This window comes from Curtobacterium sp. NPDC087082 (assembly GCF_044745045.1).
Classification (GTDB): Bacteria; Actinomycetota; Actinomycetes; order Actinomycetales; family Microbacteriaceae; genus Curtobacterium.
Genome location: NZ_JBIUZN010000002.1, coordinates 230927 through 251419 on the forward strand (window position 1 = coordinate 230927; position 20493 = coordinate 251419).

Consider the following 20493-nt stretch of genomic DNA (forward strand, 5'->3'; position numbering starts at 1 on the left):
GCGGTTGGGTGGGGGCATGCCCTCCGCCCCGCTGTCCGGTGACACCTCGTTCGCGTTCCCGGAGTACACCGACCCGCCAGCATCACCGTTCGACGTCGCCCGCACCTGGATCGACGAGGCGCGGGACGGCGACGTGTCCGAGCCGATGTCGATGACGCTCGCCACCGCGGGGTCCGACGGCCGGGTCTCGGCGCGGACCGTGGACGTGAAGCGGCTCGACGACCGCGGGCTCGTGTTCGGGACCTCGACGCTCAGCCCGACGGGCCGCCAGCTCGACGACAACCCGTTCGCCGCGCTCCAGGTGTACTGGCGGGAGACCATGCAGCAGCTGCGGTTCGAGGGCCGGGCCGTGCAGCTCTCCGACGCCGAGTCCGACGCGCTGTTCGCCGACCGGTCGCCGAAGTCCCGCGCCGCCACCGCGATCGCCGACCAGTCCTCGGTGCTCGAGCCTCGGACGCTGCAGGACCTCATCGACGACGCGAACGCGCTGCTCGACGAGTCCGAGGACGACGTGCCCCGCCCGGAGGGCTGGGTGGCGTGGCGACTCGAGCCGGACCGCGTCGAGTTCTGGCACGGCAGCCGCGACCGGATGCACCGGCGGTTGCAGTACGTGCTCGCCGACGGTGCGTGGTCGGCGGCGCGGCTGCAGCCGTAGCGCGCCGCGAGCGGCGGGCGGCCGCTGGCCTGCCGACCGCACAACCAAAGTGCGCTCGAACCACGCAATCCCGTGGCTCGAGCGCACTTTGGTTGTGCGAACGCGAACCGACCCAGCCGCCGCCGCGCGCGCGGGGCGGGGCGCCGCGCGCCCCGCCCCGCGCCGCGCGCGCCCGCGCTACCGCGCGATCGGGTTCGGCATCGCCCCCGCCCGGATGAGCGACGACGACTGGTCCGCCAGGTCCACCATCGACAGCGTGTTCCGCAGCTGCAGCCGGTTCAGGCACGAGTGCTCGAACGCCGGCACCCGCAGGTCCAGCGGCCGCCGGCGCTCCGGGTGGGCCGCGGCGTGCGCGTCGACGCACTCCCCCACCACCTGCCAGAACCGCGACTCCGGCAGGACCCCGTCGTCGTCGAGGATCGCGGCGACGAAGCGCAGCACCCCGTCGAACACGTCGGTGAACACGGCCAGCGCCGCTTCGTCGTCGTCCACCGGGTGCACGATGCGCTCGATGTCGGCGGGCACCGGGCGGTCGGCGTGCCGCCCGAGCACCGCGACCTCCTCGCCGATGTCCTTCATCACCGCGCGCACCACGACCCCGTCACGGACGACGAGCACGAGGTTCTCGCCGTGCGGCATGAACACCAGGTCGTGCACGGTCAGGCAGTGCACCACGGGCAGCAGGTACGCGTCGAGCCAGCGCCGCACCCACTCGTCGGCCGGCAGCCCCGATGCCTCGATCAGCGCCGACACGACGGCGTCACCCGAGGCGTCCCGGTGCAGCAGCGCCGCCATCGTCAGCAGTCGCTCGCCGTCCGTCACCCGCGGCAGCGGGCTCTCCCGCCACAGCGCCGCGAGCATCTTCCGCTGCGGTGAGGACACGTCGACCCGGTGGTATGCGTCGCCGGTGTACCCGATCGCCGCGTGCTCCCGAAGGACCGAGAACCCGGCGCCGGTCAGCGTCTCGTCCGCGGACACGAGCGCCGCGACCCAGTCGTTCACCGCCGGGGTGTTCCGCATGTACGCGGGCGACATCCCCCGCAGGAACCCCATGTTCTGCACGGCGAGCGCCGTCTTGACGTACGAGCGCTCCGGGTGGGAGCGGTCGAACGCCGTCCGGATCGACTGCTGCGGCTGGTACTCGTCCGGCCCCTCGCCGAGGTCGACCAGGTCCTGCCGCCCGAGGTCCGGCGCGAACGTGACGGCGATCCGGTGCTGCCACTGCCACGGGTGCACGGGGATCCAGACGTAGTCGTCGGGGTCGAGTCCCCGGGACACCAGAACGGCCCGGAACCCGGCGGTGGTCTCCGGGTCGAGCTCGGCCGCCCAGTGGTCGCGCTCGGTGCGGTCCGCGGCGAGCGCGAGGTGCGTGCAGGCCCGGCGTGCGGCGAGCCAGCGGTAGCGGAACCGACCGCCGGCCTCGGGAGCGTAGGCGCGGTACTCGTCCAGCCCGAACCCGATCCGCCCGTTCGCCGCCACGAACGCCGGGTGCCCCTCGGTCATCGCCGACTCGACGTCCTGGAACGATGCGACGACGCGGTCGGTCCCCTCCGTGCGCCCCCGTGCGAGCTGCGCGGCTGATGGCCCACCGCGACGGTGCTTCGCGGCGGCGCTCGCGAGGGTGGAGGCGATCTCCTCGAGGTACGTGCCGAGCAGCGCGTCGGGGACCCCGAGCACGTCGCGCAGCTCGAGGACGAGGTCCTGCGCGCTGAGCGGGGCCGCCGCACCGGCACGGGTGCGGGTCAGCGACGTCTCGTCGATCGACCAGTGCTCGAGCACGTGCCGGCGCGCGCGGAACCGGTAGGTCGACTCCCCCGCGTCGAGCCGCCAGGCGTCGCCGTCCGGCTGCGGTGCCACGAGGCGCTCGTGCGTGAACTCGGCGATCGCCTTCGCCACGAGGTGCCGCTGGGCCGGTTCGAGGTGCTCCGGCCGGAGGTGCGCCGCGGGCCCGTCGCCGTCGGGCAGCCCGATCCGGTCGGTGTCGAGCACGGACAACAGGGCGCGCTTGCCGTCGACGTCGACCTCGCGCAGCACGCGGAACCCGATCTCGGCGTTCTTCGCGTGCACGGCGGTGTTCCGGACGTCGGGCTCGACGACGACGCGGCGTGCTCCGAGGACGTCGCGGCAGTGCTCGACGACGGTGCGCATGACGGCGCTCGTCAGTCCGTGCACTCGTCCGTCGGCGGGCGGCGGCGCGACGAGCAGGTGCATGCCGACGTCGCCGGGTTCGGCGGCGAACACGTCGGTGAGCAGGACCCGTGCCGGGTCGTACGTCTCCGCGAGGAACACCGGGACGCCGTCACGACGGCCGAGCCACGCGGCCTGCGCGGGATCCGCCTGCACGTCCGCGAGGTACGTCCGCACCGCGTCGACGTCGACGTGCCCCATGCCCCACCACGACGACGCGGGGTGCGCGAGCCACGACTGCACGAGGGCGGCGTCACGATCCGGGTCCACGGGTTCGACGGCCAGGAGGCGCGGCTCGGCGCCGCCGACCTGGGTCACGTCCGGCAGGGTGGTCGCGTCGACGGTCATGCGGAGACCTCCGCGCGCTCGGTCGCGTGCCGGGGCGGCGCGCCGTCCGCGGTGCTGCCACGTGCCGTGGAGCGGGCGGAGGCGGGCAGGCCGAACTCCTGGAAGGCGATCCGTGCCTCCAGGCCGTACACGGGCCGACCCGTGACGGAGCGGATGATCGACGCGTTCCGCCACGCCCCCATGCCGAGGTCGGGTGCGGTGAGGCCGTGCGTGTGCTCCTCGGCGTTCTGCACCCAGATGCGGCCGCCGAGTCGGTCGACGTGGTGGTCGCGTGCGACCGCCAGGCGCCCCCGGGAGTCGCGGGCGACGAGGTGCTCGACCGGTGCGAGGAACGCCGCGGACCGCGGTCGGTACCCGGTCGCCAGGACCAGCCGCTCGACCTCGTGCTCGTACGTCTCGCCGAGCTGCTCGTGCCGGAGCGTCAGCCGGTACGTCCCCCGGTCCGCCAGCCAGACGGCGTCGACCACGCTGGTCTCGGTGCGGAGCGTCGTCGGGACCGGTCCCGCGGCGCTGAGCCGGTACAGCTGGTCGTAGAGCGCGTCGACGAGGTCCGCGCTGATGCCCTTGTACAGCCCGCGCTGCTCGCGACCGAGGTGGTCGCGGACGTCCTCGGGCAGGGCGTGGAAGTGGTCCGTGTACTCCGGGCTCGTCATCTCGAGCGTGAGCTTGGTGTCCTCCATCGGGAAGAACCGCGGCGAGCGGGTGATCCAGTCGAGGCGGTAGCCGTCCCGCCGGACGTCCTCGAGCAGCTCGCGGTAGACCTCGGCGGCGGACTGCCCGCTGCCGATCACCGCGATCGACCCGGCACGGCGCAGGGCGTCACGGTTCGGCAGGAACTCGGCGGAGTGGATCACCGGCCCGTCGATGCCCTGCAGGGGTGCGGGGACGGACGGCTCCGTGCCGATGCCGACGACGACGTGGCGTGCGCGGTACGTCTCGGGACCCTGATCGGTCTCGGCGTGCACCGTGAACACGTCGGTCGTCACGTCGTGCTCGACGGCCGTGACCCGGCGACCCCAGCGGAGGGTGTCGAGCCGGTCGGCGGCCCACCGGCAGTACGCGTCGTACTCGCTGCGGAGGGGGTGGAAGTCCTCGCGGATGTAGAACGGGTAGAGCCGACCGGTCTCCTTGAGCCACGCCAGGAACGAGAACGGCGAGGTCGGGTCCGCCATCGTCACGAGGTCCGCCATGAACGGCACCTGGACCGTGGCGTCGTCGAGCATCATGCCGTGGTGCCAGGCGAAGCCGTCGGCGGCGTCGAGGAACACCGCGTCGAGGTCGTCGAGCGGGTCGGTGAGGCAGGCGAGGCCGAGGTTGAACGGCCCGATGCCGATGCCGATCAGGTCGTGGACGGGGCGGTCGGCGGTCTGGCCTGCGGACCGGAGGTCGTCAGCGGTGGTCATCGCGTTGCTCCTTCCGGGGCGGAGGTGGTCGCGCGGACGCGCGCTGCCGTCGCCGCGACGTGGTCGAGCGCGGCGCGCATCTGCGTCGGGGTCGTCTCCGGGTTGAGCAGCGTCAGCTTGTTGCAGGGGCGCCCGTCGATCACGGTCTTCGCGATGAGCACCCGCCCCTCGGCGAGGAGGGCCGCCCGGATCGGAGCCACCAGTGCGTCGGCGTCCGCGTCGGTCACGCCGGCGGGCTGCCACCGGAACAGCACGGTGCTGAGCTGCGTCGGCGCGACGAGCACGAGGTCCGGGTGCTCGTCGACGATCGCGTGCGTCGCCGCCGCGAGGTCGATCACCGCGTCGAACGCCCGCCCGACGGCCTCGGCGCCGGACGCACGGAGGGTCGCCCAGAGCTTCAACGCGTCGAACCGCCTGGTGGTCTGCAGGGACTTGTCGACCTGGTTCGGCTCGGCGGCGTCCTCGGGGTTGAGGTAGTCCGCGTACCAGGCCGTGCGGCGGAGGTCGGCGGGGTCGCGGACGACCAGGGCGCTCGACGACACCGGCTGGAAGAACGACTTGTGCAGGTCGGCGGTCACGCTCCGCGCGCGCTCGATCCCGTCGAGCAGGTGCCGACGGGTCGGGGACACGAGCAGGCCGCAGCCGTACGCGGCGTCGACGTGGAGCCAGACGTCCTCGAGGTCGCACACGTCGGCGATCGGCTCGAGCGGGTCGATCACGCCGCGGTCGGTGGTGCCCGCCGTGGCGACGACGGCCATCGGGGTGCGGCCGGCCGTGCGGGCCGCGGCGATCGCCTCGGCGAGGGCCGCGGGACGCATCCGGCCGGCCTGGTCGGTGGGGACGTCGACGACGGCGTCGTCGCGGAGGCCGAGGAGCCGGGCGGACTTGCGGACGCTGAAGTGGGACTCGGCGGTGGCGAAGACGGTGAGCGTCGGGGCCGTCGGGGCCGTCAGGGCCGTCGCTGCTGCCGCTGCTGTTGCTGCCTCTCGCGCCAGCAGCAGCGCCTGCAGGTTCGACTGGGACCCGCCCGAGGTGAACACCCCGTCACCGCCCGCGAACCCGATGCGCCCGGCGAGCCACGCCACCACGTGCCGCTCGATGTCGGTCCCGATCCGCGACTGGTCCCAGGTGTCCACCGAGGTGTTCACGGCGGCGAGCACCGACTCCGCCGCGACCGCGGGCAGCGCGACGGGGCAGTTGAGGTGGGCGAGGTACGCCGGGTCGTGGAACCAGACGGCCTCGCGGACGAACAGGTCGTCGAGCTCGGCGAGCGCCCGGTCCGTCCCGAGGGGTTCCGCGTCGAGGTCGACGGCGGCGACGCGGGCCCGGAGTTCGTCCGCGGCGGTGTCGGTCGTCGGTCGGTCGACGTCGGAGATGCGGTCCGCGAGCCGGTCGACCGTCGTGGTGACGGTGGTCCGGTAGCGCTCGGCGTTGGCAGAGGTCAACAATTCGATGAGGGCTGTCACGTTAGGTAAGGCTAACCTCACCTCGCCGCGATTGTCACGCGCAGCAGCACGCTCCCGACATGGCCGGGCGCGTCGGCGTCAGGGGCTCAGCGCCTCAGAGCTTCTCGATCGGCGCGATCTTGATGAGGAGCTTCTTGCGGCCCGCGGAGTCGAACGCGATCTCGGCGATGCGCTTGGCGCCGATGCCGGTCACGGCCGAGACCGTCCCCTCGCCGAAGTCGACGTGCTTGATGCGGTCGCCGGCCACGAGCTCCATGTCGCCGTTGTCGCGGACCTGCCCGGACACGCGGTTCGCCCACTCGGTCTTCGGACGGGTCTTCTGCGCTGCGGCCGCCCGGTCGTACGAGCCACCGCCCCAGCCGCCACCGCCGCGGTACCCGCCGCCGGCGCCGCCGCCCGAGCCACCGATCCCGCCGCCCCGTCGGGCGTTGAGGGCCCGGGGTTCGGTCCCGCCGCGGCTGTTCGCCATGCCGGGAGACTGCTTCCACTCGATGAGCCCCTCGGGGATCTCCTGCAGGAAGCGGGACGGCATCGCCACGTTGACGTCACCGAACTGCGCGCGGGTCATCGCGAGCGACAGGAAGAGAGACTTCTTGGCGCGGGTGATCCCCACGTAGAAGAGCCGGCGTTCCTCGGACGGGCCACCCGGCTCGTTCGCCGACATCCGGTGCGGCAGCAGGTCTTCCTCGACGCCGGTGAGGAACACCGCGTCGTACTCGAGCCCCTTCGCCGTGTGCAGGGTCATGAGCGACACCGTTCCCGACGAGTCGTCGAGCTCGTCGGCCGCGGCGACGAGGGAGACCTCGGTCAGGAAGTCGGACAGCGTGCCCTCGGGGTTGTTCTTCTGGAACTCCCGCGTCACCGCGACCAGTTCGTCGATGTTGTCCGCACGGGTGGCGTCCTGCGCGTCGGGCGACTTCCGGAGGTTCTCGAGCAGCCCCGAGCCGTCGAGCAGCTGCGTGAGGGTGTCCACGACCGGCTGGGTACCGGCGCGGGACGAGACGTCGTCGAGCAGGGCGGCGAAGGCCGTGATCGCGTTGCGCACCTTCGGCCCGAACCCGAGTTCGTCGGCGTGCCGGAGGGCGTCCCGCATCGTCGTCTCGTGCTCGTCGGCGTAGCGCTGCAGGGTGGTCTCGGTGACCGCGCCGATGCCGCGCTTCGGGACGTTGAGGACCCGTCGGAGCGCCATCGGGTCGGCCGGGTTGGCGACGGTGATCAGGTACGCCATGGCGTCCTTGATCTCGGCGCGCTCGTAGAACTTCGTGCCGCCGAGGACCCGGTACGGGATCGCCGCCCGGATGAAGATCTCCTCGAGCGCACGGGTCTGCGAGTTCGTCCGGTAGAAGACGGCCATGTCGCGGTAGGACATGCCGTCCTCGTGCAGGCGCTGGATCTCGTCGGCGACGAACTGGGCCTCGTCGTGCCCGGTGTAGCCGGTGAACCCGACGATCTTGTCGCCGGCGCCGACGTCCGTGAAGAGGTTCTTCGCCTGCCGGTCGAAGTTGTTCGCGATGACGGCGTTCGCGGCGTCGAGGATGTTCTGCGTCGACCGGTAGTTCTGCTCGAGCAGGACGACCTTCGAGTTCGGGAAGTCCCGCTCGAACTCGACGATGTTGCGGATGTCCGCCCCGCGGAAGGCGTAGATGGACTGGTCGGAGTCGCCGACGACGGTCAGCGACGCCGGGGCGATCGACCCGTCGGCCTCGCGCATGCGGGCGACGTGCTGCCCGGCGTCCTCGAGCTTGTCCACCTGCTCGACGGGGACCGGCCGCGTGAGCTCGCGGATGAGGGCGTACTGCGCGTGGTTGGTGTCCTGGTACTCGTCGACGAGGATGAACCGGAACCGGCGCTGGTAGAGCGCGGCGACCTCGGGGAAGGCACGGAAGAGGAACACCGTCTGGCCGATGAGGTCGTCGAAGTCGAACGCGTTCGCCCGGCGCAGCTCGTTCGTGTACCGCCGGAAGACCTCGGTGAACATGACTTCTTGCGGGTCGTTCGCGTTGATGTTCCGGGCGTAGGAGTCGATGTCCTGCAGCTCGTTCTTGAGCTTCGAGATCTTCGAGGCCGCAGCGCCGACGGTCAGCCCGAGCGAGTCCGCCTCGAGCTCCTTGATGATCCGCTTGAGCAGGGCCTTCGAGTCGGCGGAGTCGTAGATCGTGAACGACTGGGCGAACCCGAAGCGCTCGGCCTCGCGCCGGAGGATCCGCACGCACGCCGAGTGGAAGGTGGAGATCCACATCCCCTCGGACGCCTGCCCGACCAGCGCCCGCACGCGCTCGCGCATCTCGGCCGCGGCCTTGTTCGTGAAGGTGATCGCCAGGATCTGCGACGGCCAGGCTTCTCGGTTGGCGAGCAGCAGCGCGATGCGGCGGGTCAGCACGCTCGTCTTGCCGGAGCCCGCGCCCGCCACGATGAGCAGGGACTCGCCGCGGTACTCGACGGCTTCCTTCTGCTGGGGGTTCAGACCCGCGGTGAAGGGGTCGTCGTAGGCGCGGTCACCGGCGCCGGAACCGTCAGCACGGCCGGGCGTCGAGTCGAAGGGGTCGAGCACGATCGTCATGTCCGGGACAGTCTAGGCCGGGCCTCCGACAGCCGAGCGGGCGAGCACGGCCAGGTCGGTGTGGTCGGCGAACACCCCGTCGACGCCGGTGCGGACGACCGAGGTGAACCACCGCTCCCAGTCGCCGAACGCCGCGACCTCGCCGCCACGACGCAACGGCGCCGGCAGGAAGCGGTTCTCCGGTCGCAGCGTCCACGTGTACACGGCGAGCCCGGCCTCGTGCGCGCGGTCGACGACGGCGCTCCGCACGGGTGCCGGATCCTCGAGCGCGACGCTGTCCACCCCGGCCATCAGCGTCCCCAGGTCGACGCTGATGCCGTGGAACTCCGTCGCGAAGGCCGTGAGCGCGTCGTCGGACCGCTCGGCCGCGTACGTGGGAGCCAGCGACCCGTGGGACGCGACCTCGTCCGCCGCGCTGCCCCGCGCCTCCTGGAGGTAGACGAGCCGCCCGCCGGTCCCGCGCTCCCGGAGGTCCCGCAGCACGCCCTTCTCGAAGCTCTCGACGGTGAGGCGCTCGTCCCCGCGCCACCCGGTCTCGGCGAGGACCCCGTCGAGGAGCTGCCCCATCGGGAAGCCGGCGCGGTCGAAGAAGTCGGCGTGCTTGACCTCCGCGACGAGTCCGACCGGCCGGGGAGCCGCGTCGAGGATCGCGAGCAGGTCCTCGAGGCGGAGGACCGGCTCCTCGCCGTCGTGCTCCGCCGACCCCGGTCGCAGGGCGGGGAGGCGCTCGCGGGTCCGCAGCGTCCGCAGCTCGGCCCACGTGAAGTCCTCGGTGAACCAGCCCGTCGTCTTCTGCCCGTCGACCGTCTTCGTCGTGCGCAGGTGCCGGAACTCGGGGTGGTCGGCGACGTCGGTCGTGCCGGACACCTCGTTCTCGTGCCGCAGCACCAGCACGCCGTCCTTCGTGGGCACGAGGTCTGGCTCGATCGCGTCGGCACCGAGTTCGATCGCGAGCTCGTACGCGCTCCGCGAGTGCTCGGGACGGTAGCCGGACGCGCCGCGGTGGGCGATCACCAGGGTCATGGCCCCGACACTACGGGCACATCCGGCGCGCGGCGTCCCGGGGCCGGTAGGTTCACGGCATGGGGCTCGACCGGGGGTGGAAGCGGAGCAGCGTCGCCGCGGCGACGGTGCTGGTCGGCGTCGCGGCGTGGGTCGTGCCGGCCTCCGGATCGGCGCCCCTGCACCTCGCCGAGGGCGGGGGCGAGGTCTGCATGGAGGGTCGCACGGACGCCACCGTCGGCATCGCGATGCTCGACCACCCGACGGGCGACCCGATCGTCGTCAGCGCGGTGTCCGCACCGGGGGACGGCGTGCGCATCGTCGACGCGTTCGTGGTCCGGTACCCGCACGGTGCGTCGGACCCGGTCCGGTACGGGACGGACGAGTGGCCGGTCCCCGCGCACTGGGGCGAGCCGGAACCGGCGCTCGGCGCGTCGGTCGCCGCGGGCGATGCCGCCGACCTCGTCGTGCACGTCCGCCGCGATGCGCGCGACGGCGGCACGGTGGGACCGGTCCGGGTCGCGTACACGCAGGGCGCGCGGCTGTGGTCGGAGACCACCGGTACCGAGGTCGCGCTGCTCGCGCACTGCTGATCCAGGAGGCGCGGTGCCGGTCCGTTCCGACCCTCGCCGTGAGCGGTCGGCGGGCTCCGGGCCGGTTCGGGGCGCGCACGCAGCGCACGACCGTAGGCTGCGCTCGTCGGGTCCCCACGGGGCCGCTTCCGCTCGCCGCGAATCCTCAGCCTTCCGCGACCGAGCCCACCTAGGCTGAGAGGACTCGAATCTCCAAGGAAGAGGACACCATGGCCTTCAAGCCCGGTTTCGACCAGTCCCCCGCCTTCAACAACCAGGGGCCCAACACCTGGGGTGGGCGCGGCGCTGGTCAGCAGCAGGCCGGCTGGGGACAGACCCCGCAGCAGGCACAGGGCGGGATGACCCCCGAGCAGCTGCAGTACATGTACGACCGCCCGGCGGCCAGCACGGTCGACACGGACCGCATGTCGTACGAGGACACCATCGTCAAGACGCTGCTCGCGTTCGGCGTGCTCGTCGTGGGTGCCGTGGCCGGCTGGAACGCACCGATGATCGTCTGGATCATCGGCGCCGTCGCCGGGTTCGTGCTGGCGCTCGTCAACATGTTCAAGAAGAAGCCGTCGCCCGGGCTCGTCCTGGCGTACTCCTTCGCCCAGGGACTGTTCGTCGGTGGCATCTCGCACTACTACCAGAACGCGTTCGGCGGCATCGTCGTGCAGGCCGTGTTCGGCACGCTCGGCGTCTTCGCCGTGACGCTCGCGCTGTTCGCCTCCGGCAAGGTCCGCGCGACGCCGAAGGCCACGCGCTTCTTCCTCGTCGCGATGGTCGGGTACCTGGTGTTCTCGCTCATCAACCTCGTCCTCATGTGGACCGGTGTGACGCAGACCGCGTTCGGTGCCCTCGGGTTCGAGATCTTCGGCATCCCGCTCGGCGTGATCATCGGCATACTCGTCGTGGTCATGGCGGCGTACTCGCTGATCCTCGACTTCGACCAGATCCAGACCGGCGTCCGTCGTGGCGCTCCCCGGATCTACGCGTGGACGGCGGCGTTCGGGCTCATCGTCACGATCGTGTGGCTGTACCTCGAGATCCTGCGCATCCTCGCCATCGTCGCGAGCAGCCAGCGCAACTAGTACTCGGCACGACCCGAAGGGCCCCGGCGAACACGCCGGGGCCCTTCGTCGTTCCCGGGCCTGCCGATCCCGCTCCCTGTCCTGACCCCGCTCGACCGCGCGCCTGGTGTGGTCGCCGAGCGTCGTCGCCGAGCGGGCAGGACACGCCGCGGGTGGTGCGCCGAGCGGGCGGAACGCGTCGGTCGGTGGCGCCGAGCGGGACGGAAAAGGCCCGTTCGCGAGAAGGTCCCTCCGGACGCAGGACGGCCCGGCACGCAGGACGCGTGCCGGGCCGTCAGCGCGGGAGGACTACTCCCACTCGATCGTCCCCGGCGGCTTCGACGTGACGTCGAGCACGACCCGGTTCACGTCGGGCACCTCGTTCGTGATGCGGTTCGAGATCTTCGCGAGGGTGTCGTACGGCAGGCGCGTCCAGTCGGCGGTCATGGCGTCTTCAGACGAGACCGGACGGAGCACGATGGGGTGGCCGTACGTGCGACCGTCGCCCTGGACGCCCACGGAACGGACATCGGCGAGCAGGACGACCGGGCACTGCCAGATCTCCTCGTCGAGGCCGGCCGCGGTGAGCTCTTCGCGGGCGATCTTGTCGGCCGCGCGGAGCAGCTCGAGACGGTCCTTCGTGACCTCGCCGACGATGCGGATGCCGAGGCCCGGGCCGGGGAACGGCTGGCGACCGACGATGACCTCGGGCAGACCGAGCTCGCGACCGACCGCGCGGACCTCGTCCTTGAACAGGGTGCGGAGCGGCTCGACGAGCTCGAACGTCATGTCGTCGGGGAGACCGCCGACGTTGTGGTGCGACTTGATGTTTGCCGTTCCCGAGCCACCGCCGGACTCGACGACGTCGGGGTAGAGCGTGCCCTGCACGAGGAACTTGACCTCGCCGGCGTCCGACCCCTCCGCCGACTCGGCGCGGGCCTCGAGCACGAGGGCCTCGGCCGCGGCCTCGAACGTGCGGATGAACTCGCGCCCGATGATCTTGCGCTTCTGCTCCGGGTCGCTCACGCCGGCGAGGGCGTCGAGGAACTGCTGCTCGGCGTCGATCGTGATGAGCCGCACACCGGTGGAGGCGACGTAGTCCTCTTCCACCTGCTTGCGCTCGTCGGCGCGGAGGAGCCCGTGGTCGACGAAGACGCACGTGAGCTGGTCGCCGACGGCCTTGTGCACGAGCGCCGCGGCGACGGCGGAGTCGACGCCGCCGGAGAGTCCGGCGATGACCCGGGCGGAACCGACCTGAGCGCGGATGCGTTCGACCTGCTCCTCGATCACGTTCGCGGAGTTCCAGTCACCGGGGAGCCCGGCGGCACGGTGCAGGAAGTTCTCGAGCACGGCCTGGCCGTACACCGAGTGCTTGACCTCGGGGTGCCACTGCACGCCGTAGAGCTTGCGCTCGTCGGAGGCGAACGCGGCGACGGGGGTCGAGGCGCTGGACGCGAGGACCTCGAAGCCCTCGGGTGCCTTCGCCACGGAGTCGCCGTGGGACATCCAGGTCACCTGGGACTCCGGCTGGTCGCCGAGGAGTGTGCTCGTGCCGGGCGAGAGCGTGACGTCGGTCGCGCCGTACTCGCGCAGCCCGGTGTTCGCCACCTCGCCACCGAGCGCGGTCGCCATGGCCTGGAAGCCGTAGCAGATGCCGAGCACGGGGACGCCGAGGTCGAGGATGTCGCCGTCGAGCGCGGGCGCACCGGTCTCGTACACGGACGACGGGCCGCCGGACAGCACGATGGCCGCGGGGTCCTTCGCACGGACCTCGTCCGCCGTGATCGAGTGCGGGACGATCTCGCTGTAGACGTTCGCTTCACGGACCCGACGCGCGATGAGCTGCGCGTACTGGGCACCGAAGTCGACGACGAGGACGGGACGCTGTTCGGTCTCGCTCACCGAGCGGCCTCCTTCTCACGCTGCTGGGCAGCGGTCAGCTCGTGGTAGGTGTCCATGGCGATCTTCTGCATGCGGTGCTCGACCACGAACGACATGAACGGGATGATGCCCCCGAGGGCGATGAGCAGGAAGCGGATCGGCTTCCAGCGCATGATGCTCCACAGACGGAAGTCGGTGAAGAGGTAGAGCACGTACAGCCAGCCGTGGGCGATGAGGATGCCGATCGACAGGTTGAAGGTGCCGGGCTCCTTGCCCGCCGTGCCCTCCGGCACGAAGAACGCACCGCCGCCGAGCTGCATCTCGAGGTGCAGCGGCGTGTACTTGATGACCATCTCGACCACCAGGGCGAGCAGCAGCACGCCGGTGATGTACGCCGAGACGCGGTACCACTTCACCGCACCCGGGATCTTCGGGATGTCGCGGGTACGGACGGTCAGAGCCATATCGGCCATCCTACCGTCGGTCGACGAGGGCACCGTCGACGCTGAGTGCGGCCTCACGCCGCTCTTCTTCCTCACGCTCCCAGGCGTCCTTCACGAACCGGTACCAGAGGAAGACGGCGAACCCGGCGAACACGACCCACTCGATCGCGTAGAACAGGTTGAGCCAGTCGAACTGGACCTCGCGCGAGGGCGCCCGGTCGGCGATGGTGCCGAGGTCGGCCGCCTTCGCCGTGGTGCCGTCGGCGACGACGTACCCGAGGTACATCCGGTCGTCGAACGCCTTCCACGTGTTCACGAACCGGGCCGGCGCGACCGCCGAGTACTCGCCCTTGTCGTAGGTGTCCTGGTCGGGCGACTCGGCCGGGTAGTAGCGCCCCTCGACCGTGAGCCGCGTGCCGTCCGCCAGACGGTCACCACCGGCGACGGCGGCGGACCGCTGGTCGGACCACCCGATCACCACCGGGAGGCTCGCCCCGCTCGTGTCGTCCACCAGGTGTCCGACGGTCTGGTACGTCCCGCCACCGGTCCGGCCGGTCAGGACGGTGGTGTCACCGGCGACGAACGTCCCCGTGACCGTCACCTTCTGCCCGGCCATCTTCTCGGTCGCGGGCTGCATCGGCCCGGTCACGGCGTCGAGGCTCTTCCGGTTCTCGGTCGTCGCGGGGAGGGGGGTGCCGTTGGCGATGCTCCGCTCGAGCTGCCACTTGCCCAGCCCGGCGAACACCGCCGCGAGCACGAGCGCCAGCAACAGCAGCGCGATCCACCTCGGTCGTCGGGCTACGGCCCACATCTGTATCAGTACTCCGGATCGCGCTGGCGGACCGGGCGCTCGGGGCGCTCGGCGGGGGTCTCGACCGACGACGTCCGGGGCTCGGACACCGTCTCCGGAGACTCATTCTCCCGCTCTTGGCTGCCAGCGGCCTCCACCAGGGCGAACTCCTCGGCGAACTGGCGGTCCCGCTCCGCCCGACGAGCGGCAGCGGCGGCGTCCGACTCGGCCTCTGCCGCCTCGGCCGCGGCAGCCGCTGCGACCGCTCGACGGCCACCGAGACGCGTCCGCAGGCGTGCCAGACGAGCTGGGCGGATCACGAGCCGACCGATGCGGTCCGAGTTGACCGCGAGCAACGGCCCGAGGATCGCCATGACGAGGACGTACAGACCCGCGAAGGCGGTGATGCGGGCTTCGAGCCCGGCAGCGGCCGAGAGCGTCGCGAGGATCAGCGCGAACTCGCCGCGGTTCACCAGGATGACGGCGGTGTTGATCCCCTGCTGGATGTTGAAGCCGTTCATGCGCGCGACGAGCTGTCCCGCGATGGCGTTCAGCGCGACGGTCATGCCGATCGCACCGAGCACCGGCCAGAGCACCTCGCCGAAGGTCGACAGGTCGAGCCCGAGCCCGAAGTTCACGAAGAAGAACGCCGCGAACACGTCGCGCATCGGCAGGGCGAGCTGCTCGATGCGGTCGCGGTAGCGCGTGGCTCCGCAGAGCAGGCCGATCACGAACGCCCCGATCGCGTCCGTGACACCGAGCAGGTCGCCGATGCCACCGAACATGACCGCGAGGCCGAAGAACAGCACGGTGAACAGCTCGTCGTCACGGGTCGCGAAGATCCGGGACACCCACTTGCCGGCGAACCGGGCCAGCGTGAACATCACGATGAGGAACCCGAACGCGAGCGCGAGCTTGCCGACGACCCCCCACACGTTCGTGTCGCCGGAGAGGACCACCGAGACGATCGCGAGGTAGATCGCGATGAAGACGTCCTCGATCACGGTGACGCCGAGGATCATCGGGGTCTCGTCGTTCGCCAGGCGACGGAGCTCGATCAGGAGCTTCGTCACGATCGCGCTCGACGAGGTCGCCGTCATGCCGGCGATGATGAGGGCTTCGCGCGTGCCCCACCCGAGCGAGAACCCGAAGGCGAACCCGACGCCCATGTTGATCGCGACGTACGTGCCACCGGACACCAGGAGCTTGCCGGCGTTGCCGTAGAACTCTTCCTGGTCGAACTCCAACCCGAGGTTGAACAGCAGCAGGATGAGCCCGAACGTCGCGATCAGCTCGATCGTGTGCGACTCGACGTTCAGCCCGATCCACGGGGTGTGGGGACTCGCGATGAGCCCCACGACCATGTAGATCGGGATCGCAGGCAGCCCGATCGTCTTGCCGAGTCGTCCGAGGACGTAGGCGATGATGAAGAGGATGCCGATGGTGAGGAGCTCACCACCCAGGTGCACGGGCTAGCTCCTCGGCGGGGCCTCGGCCGCAGCGGCCGCAAGCTCTCCGCTGCGGTAGAACGAGAACGCCTTCGCGACCTTCTCGGGTGCACCGGCGACGACGATGGTGTCGCCCGGGAACACGACGAAGTCGGATGACGGGGCCGGGTTGGCGCTGTCACCGCGGACGACCGCCACGACGGTCAGGCCGATGAAGCCCGAGTCGTGCAGGTCGCCGAGGGGCTTGCCGGCGATGGCGTCGTCGTAGTCGACCGAGAACCAGTCGATGCTGAGGCCCGGGATCTCGTCGAGCTTGTCGAGGCCCTCGGTGATGCGCGTGCCGCCGAGGAGTTCGGCGAGCGTGTGCGCCTCGTCCTCGCTGAGGCGCAGCGACACCTTCTCCGACTTGTCGGCGCCGTCCGAGACGTCGGCGAAGGAGATGAGGTCGGAGTGACCCGACCGGTGCGTGATGACACCGCACTTGCCACCGTCGTCGGTGTAGAAGCTGTGCAGCACGCCGACTCCGGGGAGTTTGACGCGATGGACGTCGACCATGATGGCTCCCTTTTCGAGTACCCCGATGATAACCACCGCGATGGTCCGTCCATTCCGTTCCGCTACAGTCCGGTGGACGGGGACGACAGGGGGAACGCTGTGGACGAGCAGGACAGGACCAACAGGCTGGTTGCCGGCACCGGGATCGCGGTGGTGGCACTCTACGCCGCACTGCTCGCCGTCCAGGGACTCGTGCTCGATCCACTCGCAGCGGTGCCGGGTGCGTCGCTCGGCAGCATCCACGCGGAACTCGAGCGCCAGGGCTTCGCGGTCGGCACCGACATCGCCGTCGTCGTCGGGATCGCCGTCGTCGGCGTCGCCCTGGCGATCGGCCTCGGCACCTCGCTCGTCGTCACCCGTGCACGGCCGTACGTCACCGCCGCGGTCCTGCTCGGGGTGGTCGCGCTCGGCGGTCCGATGACCTGGTGGAGCGGCTTCGCGCTCGGCATGGACGTCGCCGACGCCTACGGGGTCGACGGTCGAGCGCACACCGCCTGGGCCGGTGTCCTCCTCGTCACCAGCGCGATCGCGCTGGCCGCGGTCCCGTTCGTCCTCGTGATCGGCCAGGCGATCAGTGCTCGCCGGACCACGCACCGGTCGCGCGCTGCCTGACGGAGCCGACCCGCGCCTCCAGGCAGTCGAGAGCCAGGAGGCACGGGGCGCGTCCTACTCGGGCTCGCTCGTCTTCTCGCCGACCACCTGCTCGTCGGACGCCTTGGCACCCTCGGCGCCGCTCGACCGACCACCGCCGACCACCACGTCGTCCTCGTCGAAGCCGAACGCGATGTCCGGCGCCTCGAGCCGCACGCGGTCCGCCGAGGCGTCGTCGGGCTGCAGCTGCGACTCGCGTTCCGCGGCGACGCGCTTGAGGTAGTTCGACACCTCGTTCTCGGTGGTCTCCTGGTCCCAGCCGAGCACGTCCGCCATGAGCTTCGCGGCGACGGGGGCCGCCGACTCACCGCGGTCCCACGCCTCGATCGAGATGCGGGTCCGGCGGGCGAGGACGTCCTCGAGGTGCAGGGCGCCCTCGTGCGAGGCCGCGTAGACGACCTCGGCGCCGATGTAGTCGTCGGCACCGGGGAGCGGCTCGGCGAGGGACGGGTCCTGCTTCACGAGCCGGAGCACCTCGGTCGCGAGCGTGCCGTAGCGGTTCAGCAGGTGCTCGATGCGGACCTTGTGCACGCCGAAGCTCCGCGCGGTGCGGCCGCGTCGGTTCCAGGCGGCCGGGTAGCCCTCGGCACCGAGCAGTGGGATGTCCTCGGTGGTCGAGCCCGGGATCTTCCCGTCCATCGCCGCGACGGCCTCGTCGATGGCGTCCTTGCCCATCACGCGGTACGTGGTCCACTTGCCGCCGGCGACGACCACGAGCCCGGGGACCGTGTGCGCGACGACGTGCTCGCGGCTGAGCTTCGACGTCTGGTCGGACTCCCCCGCGAGCAGCGGCCGGAGTCCGGCGTACACGCCCTCGACGTCCTCACGCGTGAGCGGGACCGCGAGGACCTTGTTGACGTGCTCGAGGATGTAGTCGATGTCCGCCGCGGTCGCCGCCGGGTGCGCCTTGTCGAGGTACCAGTCGGTGTCCGTCGTGCCGACCAGCCAGTGCCGGCCCCACGGGATCACGAAGAGCACGCTCTTCTCGGTGCGGAGGATCATGCCCGTGTTCGACTGGAAGCGGTCGCGCGGGATGACCAGGTGCACGCCCTTCGACGCCCGCACCTTGAACTGTCCGCGGGTGCCGACCATCGCCTGGGTGTCGTCCGTCCAGACACCCGTCGCGTTGACGACCTGCTTGGCCCGGATGTCGAACTTCTCGCCCGTCTGGATGTCGTGCGCGTGCGCCCCCACGACCCGCTCGCCGACCTTGATGAAGCCCTCGATGCGGACGCGGCTCGCGGCGGAGGCGCCGTACGACGCCGCCGTGCGCACGAGCGACGCGACGTACCGGGCGTCGTCGACCTGGGCGTCGTAGTACGTCATGCCGCCGACGAAGGCGTCCTTCTTGAGGCCGGGCATGTTCTTGAGGACCTGGCTCCGGCTGAGGTGCCGGTGGTGCGGGACCCCCGGCGGCCGACCACCGGACCAGCTGAAGACGTCGTACATCGCCATGCCGATGCCGATGTAGAAGCGCTCCCACACGCGGTGGTTGAGCGGGTAGAGGAAGCGGACGGGCTTCACGAGGTGCGGGGCGATGCGCTGCAGCAGGAGGCCGCGTTCGATCAGTGCCTCGCGGACGAGCGCGAAGTTCAGCTGCTCGAGGTAGCGGATGCCGCCGTGGACGAGCTTCGAGGAGCGGCTCGAGGTCCCCGAGCCCCAGTCGCGGGCCTCGACGATGCCGACGCTGAGGCCACGGGTGACGGCGTCGAGTGCGCTGCCGCCACCGACGATGCCACCGCCGACGACCAGGACGTCGAGCTCCTTGGTCTTCAGGGTCTCGATGGCGGCCGCGCGTTCGTCGGGACCGAGCTTCGCCGACGGGTCGAACCCCACCCCCGGGGCGGCGGTCTCGGGCCGGGCGGGCCGGGTCGCGCTGGACGTGCTCGTGCTGGTCTTCGCCATCGTCGCCTCCGTGTCACGGTGACGCCGGGCGTCACCCGCGCCGGAGTGCGGGTGCCACCGTCAGTTCCGGTGGTACGGCGCCACGACCACTTCTACTCGCTGGAACTCCTTGACGTCGGAGTATCCGGTCGTGGCCATCGATCGACGCAGGGCGCCGACGATGTTCGCGCGGCCGTCCCACGTCGGGGTGGGGCCGTTCAGGACGTTCTCGAGCGGGGCGATCGTGCCGACCTCGACCCGGCGGCCGCGCGGCAGCTCGGGGTGGTGCGCCTCGGCACCCCAGTGGAACCCACCGCCGGGGGCCTCGGTCGCGCGGGCCAGCGCGGTGCCGAGCATCACGGCGTCGGCGCCCATCGCGATGGCCTTGACGACGTCGCCGGCGGTGTCGAGCCCGCCGTCGGCGATGACGTGCACGTAGCGGCCGCCGGACTCGTCCATGTAGTCACGGCGAGCGCCGGCGATGTCCGCGACGGCCGTGGCCATCGGGGCGTGGATGCCGAGGGCGGCCCGCGTGGTCGATGCCGCGCCGCCACCGAAGCCGACGAGCACACCAGCGGCACCGGTGCGCATGAGGTGCAGGGCCGCCGTGTAGGTCGAGGCTCCGCCCACGATCACCGGGACGTCGAGCTCGTAGATGAACTTCTTGAGGTTGAGCGGCTCGGTGTTCTGCGAGACGTGCTCGGCCGAGACCGTCGTGCCGCGGATGACGAACAGGTCGACACCGGCGTCGACGACGGTCTGCGAGAACTCCTGCGTGCGCTGGGGGCTGAGCGACCCGGCGACGGGGACACCGGCGGCGCGGATCTCGGCCAGGCGCGCGGTGATCAGCTCGGCCTTGACCGGCTCGGAGTAGATCTCCTGCATGCGCTTCGTGACGTTGCCGTCGGTGAGCGCCTTGATCTCGTCGAAGTAGGGCGTCGGGTCCTCGTAGCGGGTCCAGAGGCCTTCGAGGTCGAGGACGCCGAGCATGCCGAGCCGGCCCATCTGGATGACCGTCGCGGGCGAGGCGACGGAGTCCATCGGGGCCGAGAGGATCGGCGACTCGAACGTGAACGCGTCGATCGACCACTGCACGCTCACGTCACGCGGGTCACGCGTGCGCCGCGAGGGGACCACCGCGATGTCGTCGAACGCGTACGCCCGACGTCCGCGCTTGCCAGCACCGATCTCGACTTCACTCACCCGGCAAGCCTAGCGGTCGTGTCCCCCGGGTGACACGGGCGCGACGGGCAGGGCGCGCGGCGGAGGTCAGCGCGTCCGGCGTGCGCGGCGCCTGCGGAGCGTCCGCAGGACGAGCCCGAGCAGCAGCGCCAGCACCACCAGCACGCCGACCAGCGCCGCGGCGACCTTCACGAGCAGCGCCGCCCCGACGAAGAGCACGGCGAACACCAGCCACACGAGGGCGTCGAGCACGAGGGGGCCGGGAGTCCGCACGCGACCGACGATAGCGACCCGGCGGGGGCGGGTCGCGCCTCCTGGCCGACGACGCGCCGTCCCCGCGACGTGGGCCGCGCACCGGTCCGCGTGAGGAGCGGGGCCGTGCGGCGCTGAGCG

At 71.3% G+C, this 20493-nt stretch carries 17 protein-coding genes; 4 read left to right on the forward strand and 13 right to left on the reverse strand.

Annotated features, from left to right (window positions below):
• The first annotated feature begins 16 nt into the window (after positions 1-16).
• On the forward strand, positions 17-655 hold the full coding sequence (locus ACIPEP_RS06410; RefSeq protein ID WP_071294778.1) for a pyridoxal 5'-phosphate synthase: 639 nt from the start codon (positions 17-19) through the stop codon (positions 653-655).
• Between the two features lie 177 nt (positions 656-832).
• Here ACIPEP_RS06410 and ACIPEP_RS06415 read toward each other — a convergent pair whose 3' ends face one another.
• The 5 genes from ACIPEP_RS06415 to ACIPEP_RS06435 all read right to left on the reverse strand — a co-directional run bounded on the left by ACIPEP_RS06415 (position 833) and on the right by ACIPEP_RS06435 (position 9642).
• Positions 833-3190, reverse strand: coding sequence for a GNAT family N-acetyltransferase (locus tag ACIPEP_RS06415; protein ID WP_402716796.1), 2358 nt, complete (start codon positions 3188-3190; stop codon positions 833-835).
• Positions 3187-4593, reverse strand: coding sequence for a lysine N(6)-hydroxylase/L-ornithine N(5)-oxygenase family protein (locus ACIPEP_RS06420; RefSeq protein ID WP_402716797.1), 1407 nt, complete (start codon positions 4591-4593; stop codon positions 3187-3189). The genes ACIPEP_RS06415 and ACIPEP_RS06420 overlap by 4 nt, the downstream gene beginning before the upstream one ends.
• On the reverse strand, positions 4590-6059 hold the full coding sequence (locus ACIPEP_RS06425; RefSeq protein WP_402716798.1) for a pyridoxal phosphate-dependent decarboxylase family protein: 1470 nt from the start codon (positions 6057-6059) through the stop codon (positions 4590-4592). The genes ACIPEP_RS06420 and ACIPEP_RS06425 overlap by 4 nt, the downstream gene beginning before the upstream one ends.
• A 94-nt stretch (positions 6060-6153) precedes the next feature.
• Entirely contained in the window at positions 6154-8619 is a 2466-nt protein-coding gene (locus ACIPEP_RS06430; RefSeq protein WP_402716799.1) for an ATP-dependent helicase, read from the reverse strand.
• Between the two features lie 12 nt (positions 8620-8631).
• Positions 8632-9642 (reverse strand): glycerophosphodiester phosphodiesterase family protein, encoded by a 1011-nt coding sequence (locus ACIPEP_RS06435; RefSeq protein WP_071294783.1) that lies wholly within the window; start codon positions 9640-9642, stop codon positions 8632-8634.
• A 59-nt stretch (positions 9643-9701) separates the two neighbouring features.
• Here ACIPEP_RS06435 and ACIPEP_RS06440 point away from each other — a divergent pair, with 59 nt between their 5' ends.
• Together ACIPEP_RS06440 and ACIPEP_RS06445 are read left to right on the forward strand one after the other, a co-directional pair.
• Positions 9702-10214 carry a hypothetical protein gene (locus ACIPEP_RS06440; RefSeq protein ID WP_402716800.1) on the forward strand — a complete coding sequence of 171 codons (513 nt, stop codon included), beginning with the start codon at positions 9702-9704 and terminating at the stop codon, positions 10212-10214.
• A 209-nt stretch (positions 10215-10423) separates the two neighbouring features.
• On the forward strand, positions 10424-11287 hold the full coding sequence (locus ACIPEP_RS06445; protein ID WP_070417722.1) for a Bax inhibitor-1/YccA family protein: 864 nt from the start codon (positions 10424-10426) through the stop codon (positions 11285-11287).
• Positions 11288-11575: 288 nt separating this feature from the next.
• Here ACIPEP_RS06445 and guaA read toward each other — a convergent pair whose 3' ends face one another.
• Genes guaA through ACIPEP_RS06470 form a run of 5 tightly spaced genes read right to left on the reverse strand, consistent with a single transcriptional unit; the run spans position 11576 to position 16383 of the window.
• Positions 11576-13168 (reverse strand): glutamine-hydrolyzing GMP synthase, encoded by a 1593-nt coding sequence (gene guaA, locus ACIPEP_RS06450; protein ID WP_092385237.1) that lies wholly within the window; start codon positions 13166-13168, stop codon positions 11576-11578.
• Positions 13165-13611: a DUF3817 domain-containing protein gene (locus ACIPEP_RS06455; RefSeq protein WP_070417720.1), complete on the reverse strand. Its 447-nt coding sequence runs from the start codon at positions 13609-13611 to the stop codon at positions 13165-13167. Before ACIPEP_RS06455 ends, guaA begins: the two co-directional genes overlap by 4 nt.
• A 10-nt stretch (positions 13612-13621) precedes the next feature.
• Positions 13622-14401 (reverse strand): SURF1 family cytochrome oxidase biogenesis protein, encoded by a 780-nt coding sequence (locus ACIPEP_RS06460; protein ID WP_071294786.1) that lies wholly within the window; start codon positions 14399-14401, stop codon positions 13622-13624.
• Between the two features lie 5 nt (positions 14402-14406).
• Complete coding sequence (locus tag ACIPEP_RS06465; protein ID WP_071302132.1) at positions 14407-15849, reverse strand: cation:proton antiporter; 1443 nt, start codon at positions 15847-15849, stop codon at positions 14407-14409.
• A 3-nt stretch (positions 15850-15852) separates the two neighbouring features.
• Entirely contained in the window at positions 15853-16383 is a 531-nt protein-coding gene (locus ACIPEP_RS06470; protein ID WP_022906983.1) for a cation:proton antiporter regulatory subunit, read from the reverse strand.
• A 153-nt stretch (positions 16384-16536) separates the two neighbouring features.
• On the opposite strand from ACIPEP_RS06470, the gene ACIPEP_RS06475 reads away from it, so the two are divergent.
• Positions 16537-16995: a hypothetical protein gene (locus tag ACIPEP_RS06475; RefSeq protein ID WP_402716801.1), complete on the forward strand. Its 459-nt coding sequence runs from the start codon at positions 16537-16539 to the stop codon at positions 16993-16995.
• Positions 16996-17049: 54 nt separating this feature from the next.
• On the opposite strand, the gene ACIPEP_RS06480 is transcribed toward ACIPEP_RS06475, so the two are convergent.
• The 3 genes from ACIPEP_RS06480 to ACIPEP_RS06490 form a co-directional block, all read right to left on the reverse strand.
• Complete coding sequence (locus ACIPEP_RS06480) at positions 17050-18939, reverse strand: glycerol-3-phosphate dehydrogenase/oxidase (RefSeq protein WP_071294789.1); 1890 nt, start codon at positions 18937-18939, stop codon at positions 17050-17052.
• A gap of 60 nt (positions 18940-18999) precedes the next feature.
• Positions 19000-20121, reverse strand: coding sequence for a GuaB3 family IMP dehydrogenase-related protein (locus ACIPEP_RS06485; RefSeq protein ID WP_071294790.1), 1122 nt, complete (start codon positions 20119-20121; stop codon positions 19000-19002).
• A 66-nt stretch (positions 20122-20187) separates the two neighbouring features.
• Complete coding sequence (locus ACIPEP_RS06490; protein WP_139199221.1) at positions 20188-20373, reverse strand: hypothetical protein; 186 nt, start codon at positions 20371-20373, stop codon at positions 20188-20190.
• Between the last annotated feature and the right edge of the window lie 120 nt (positions 20374-20493).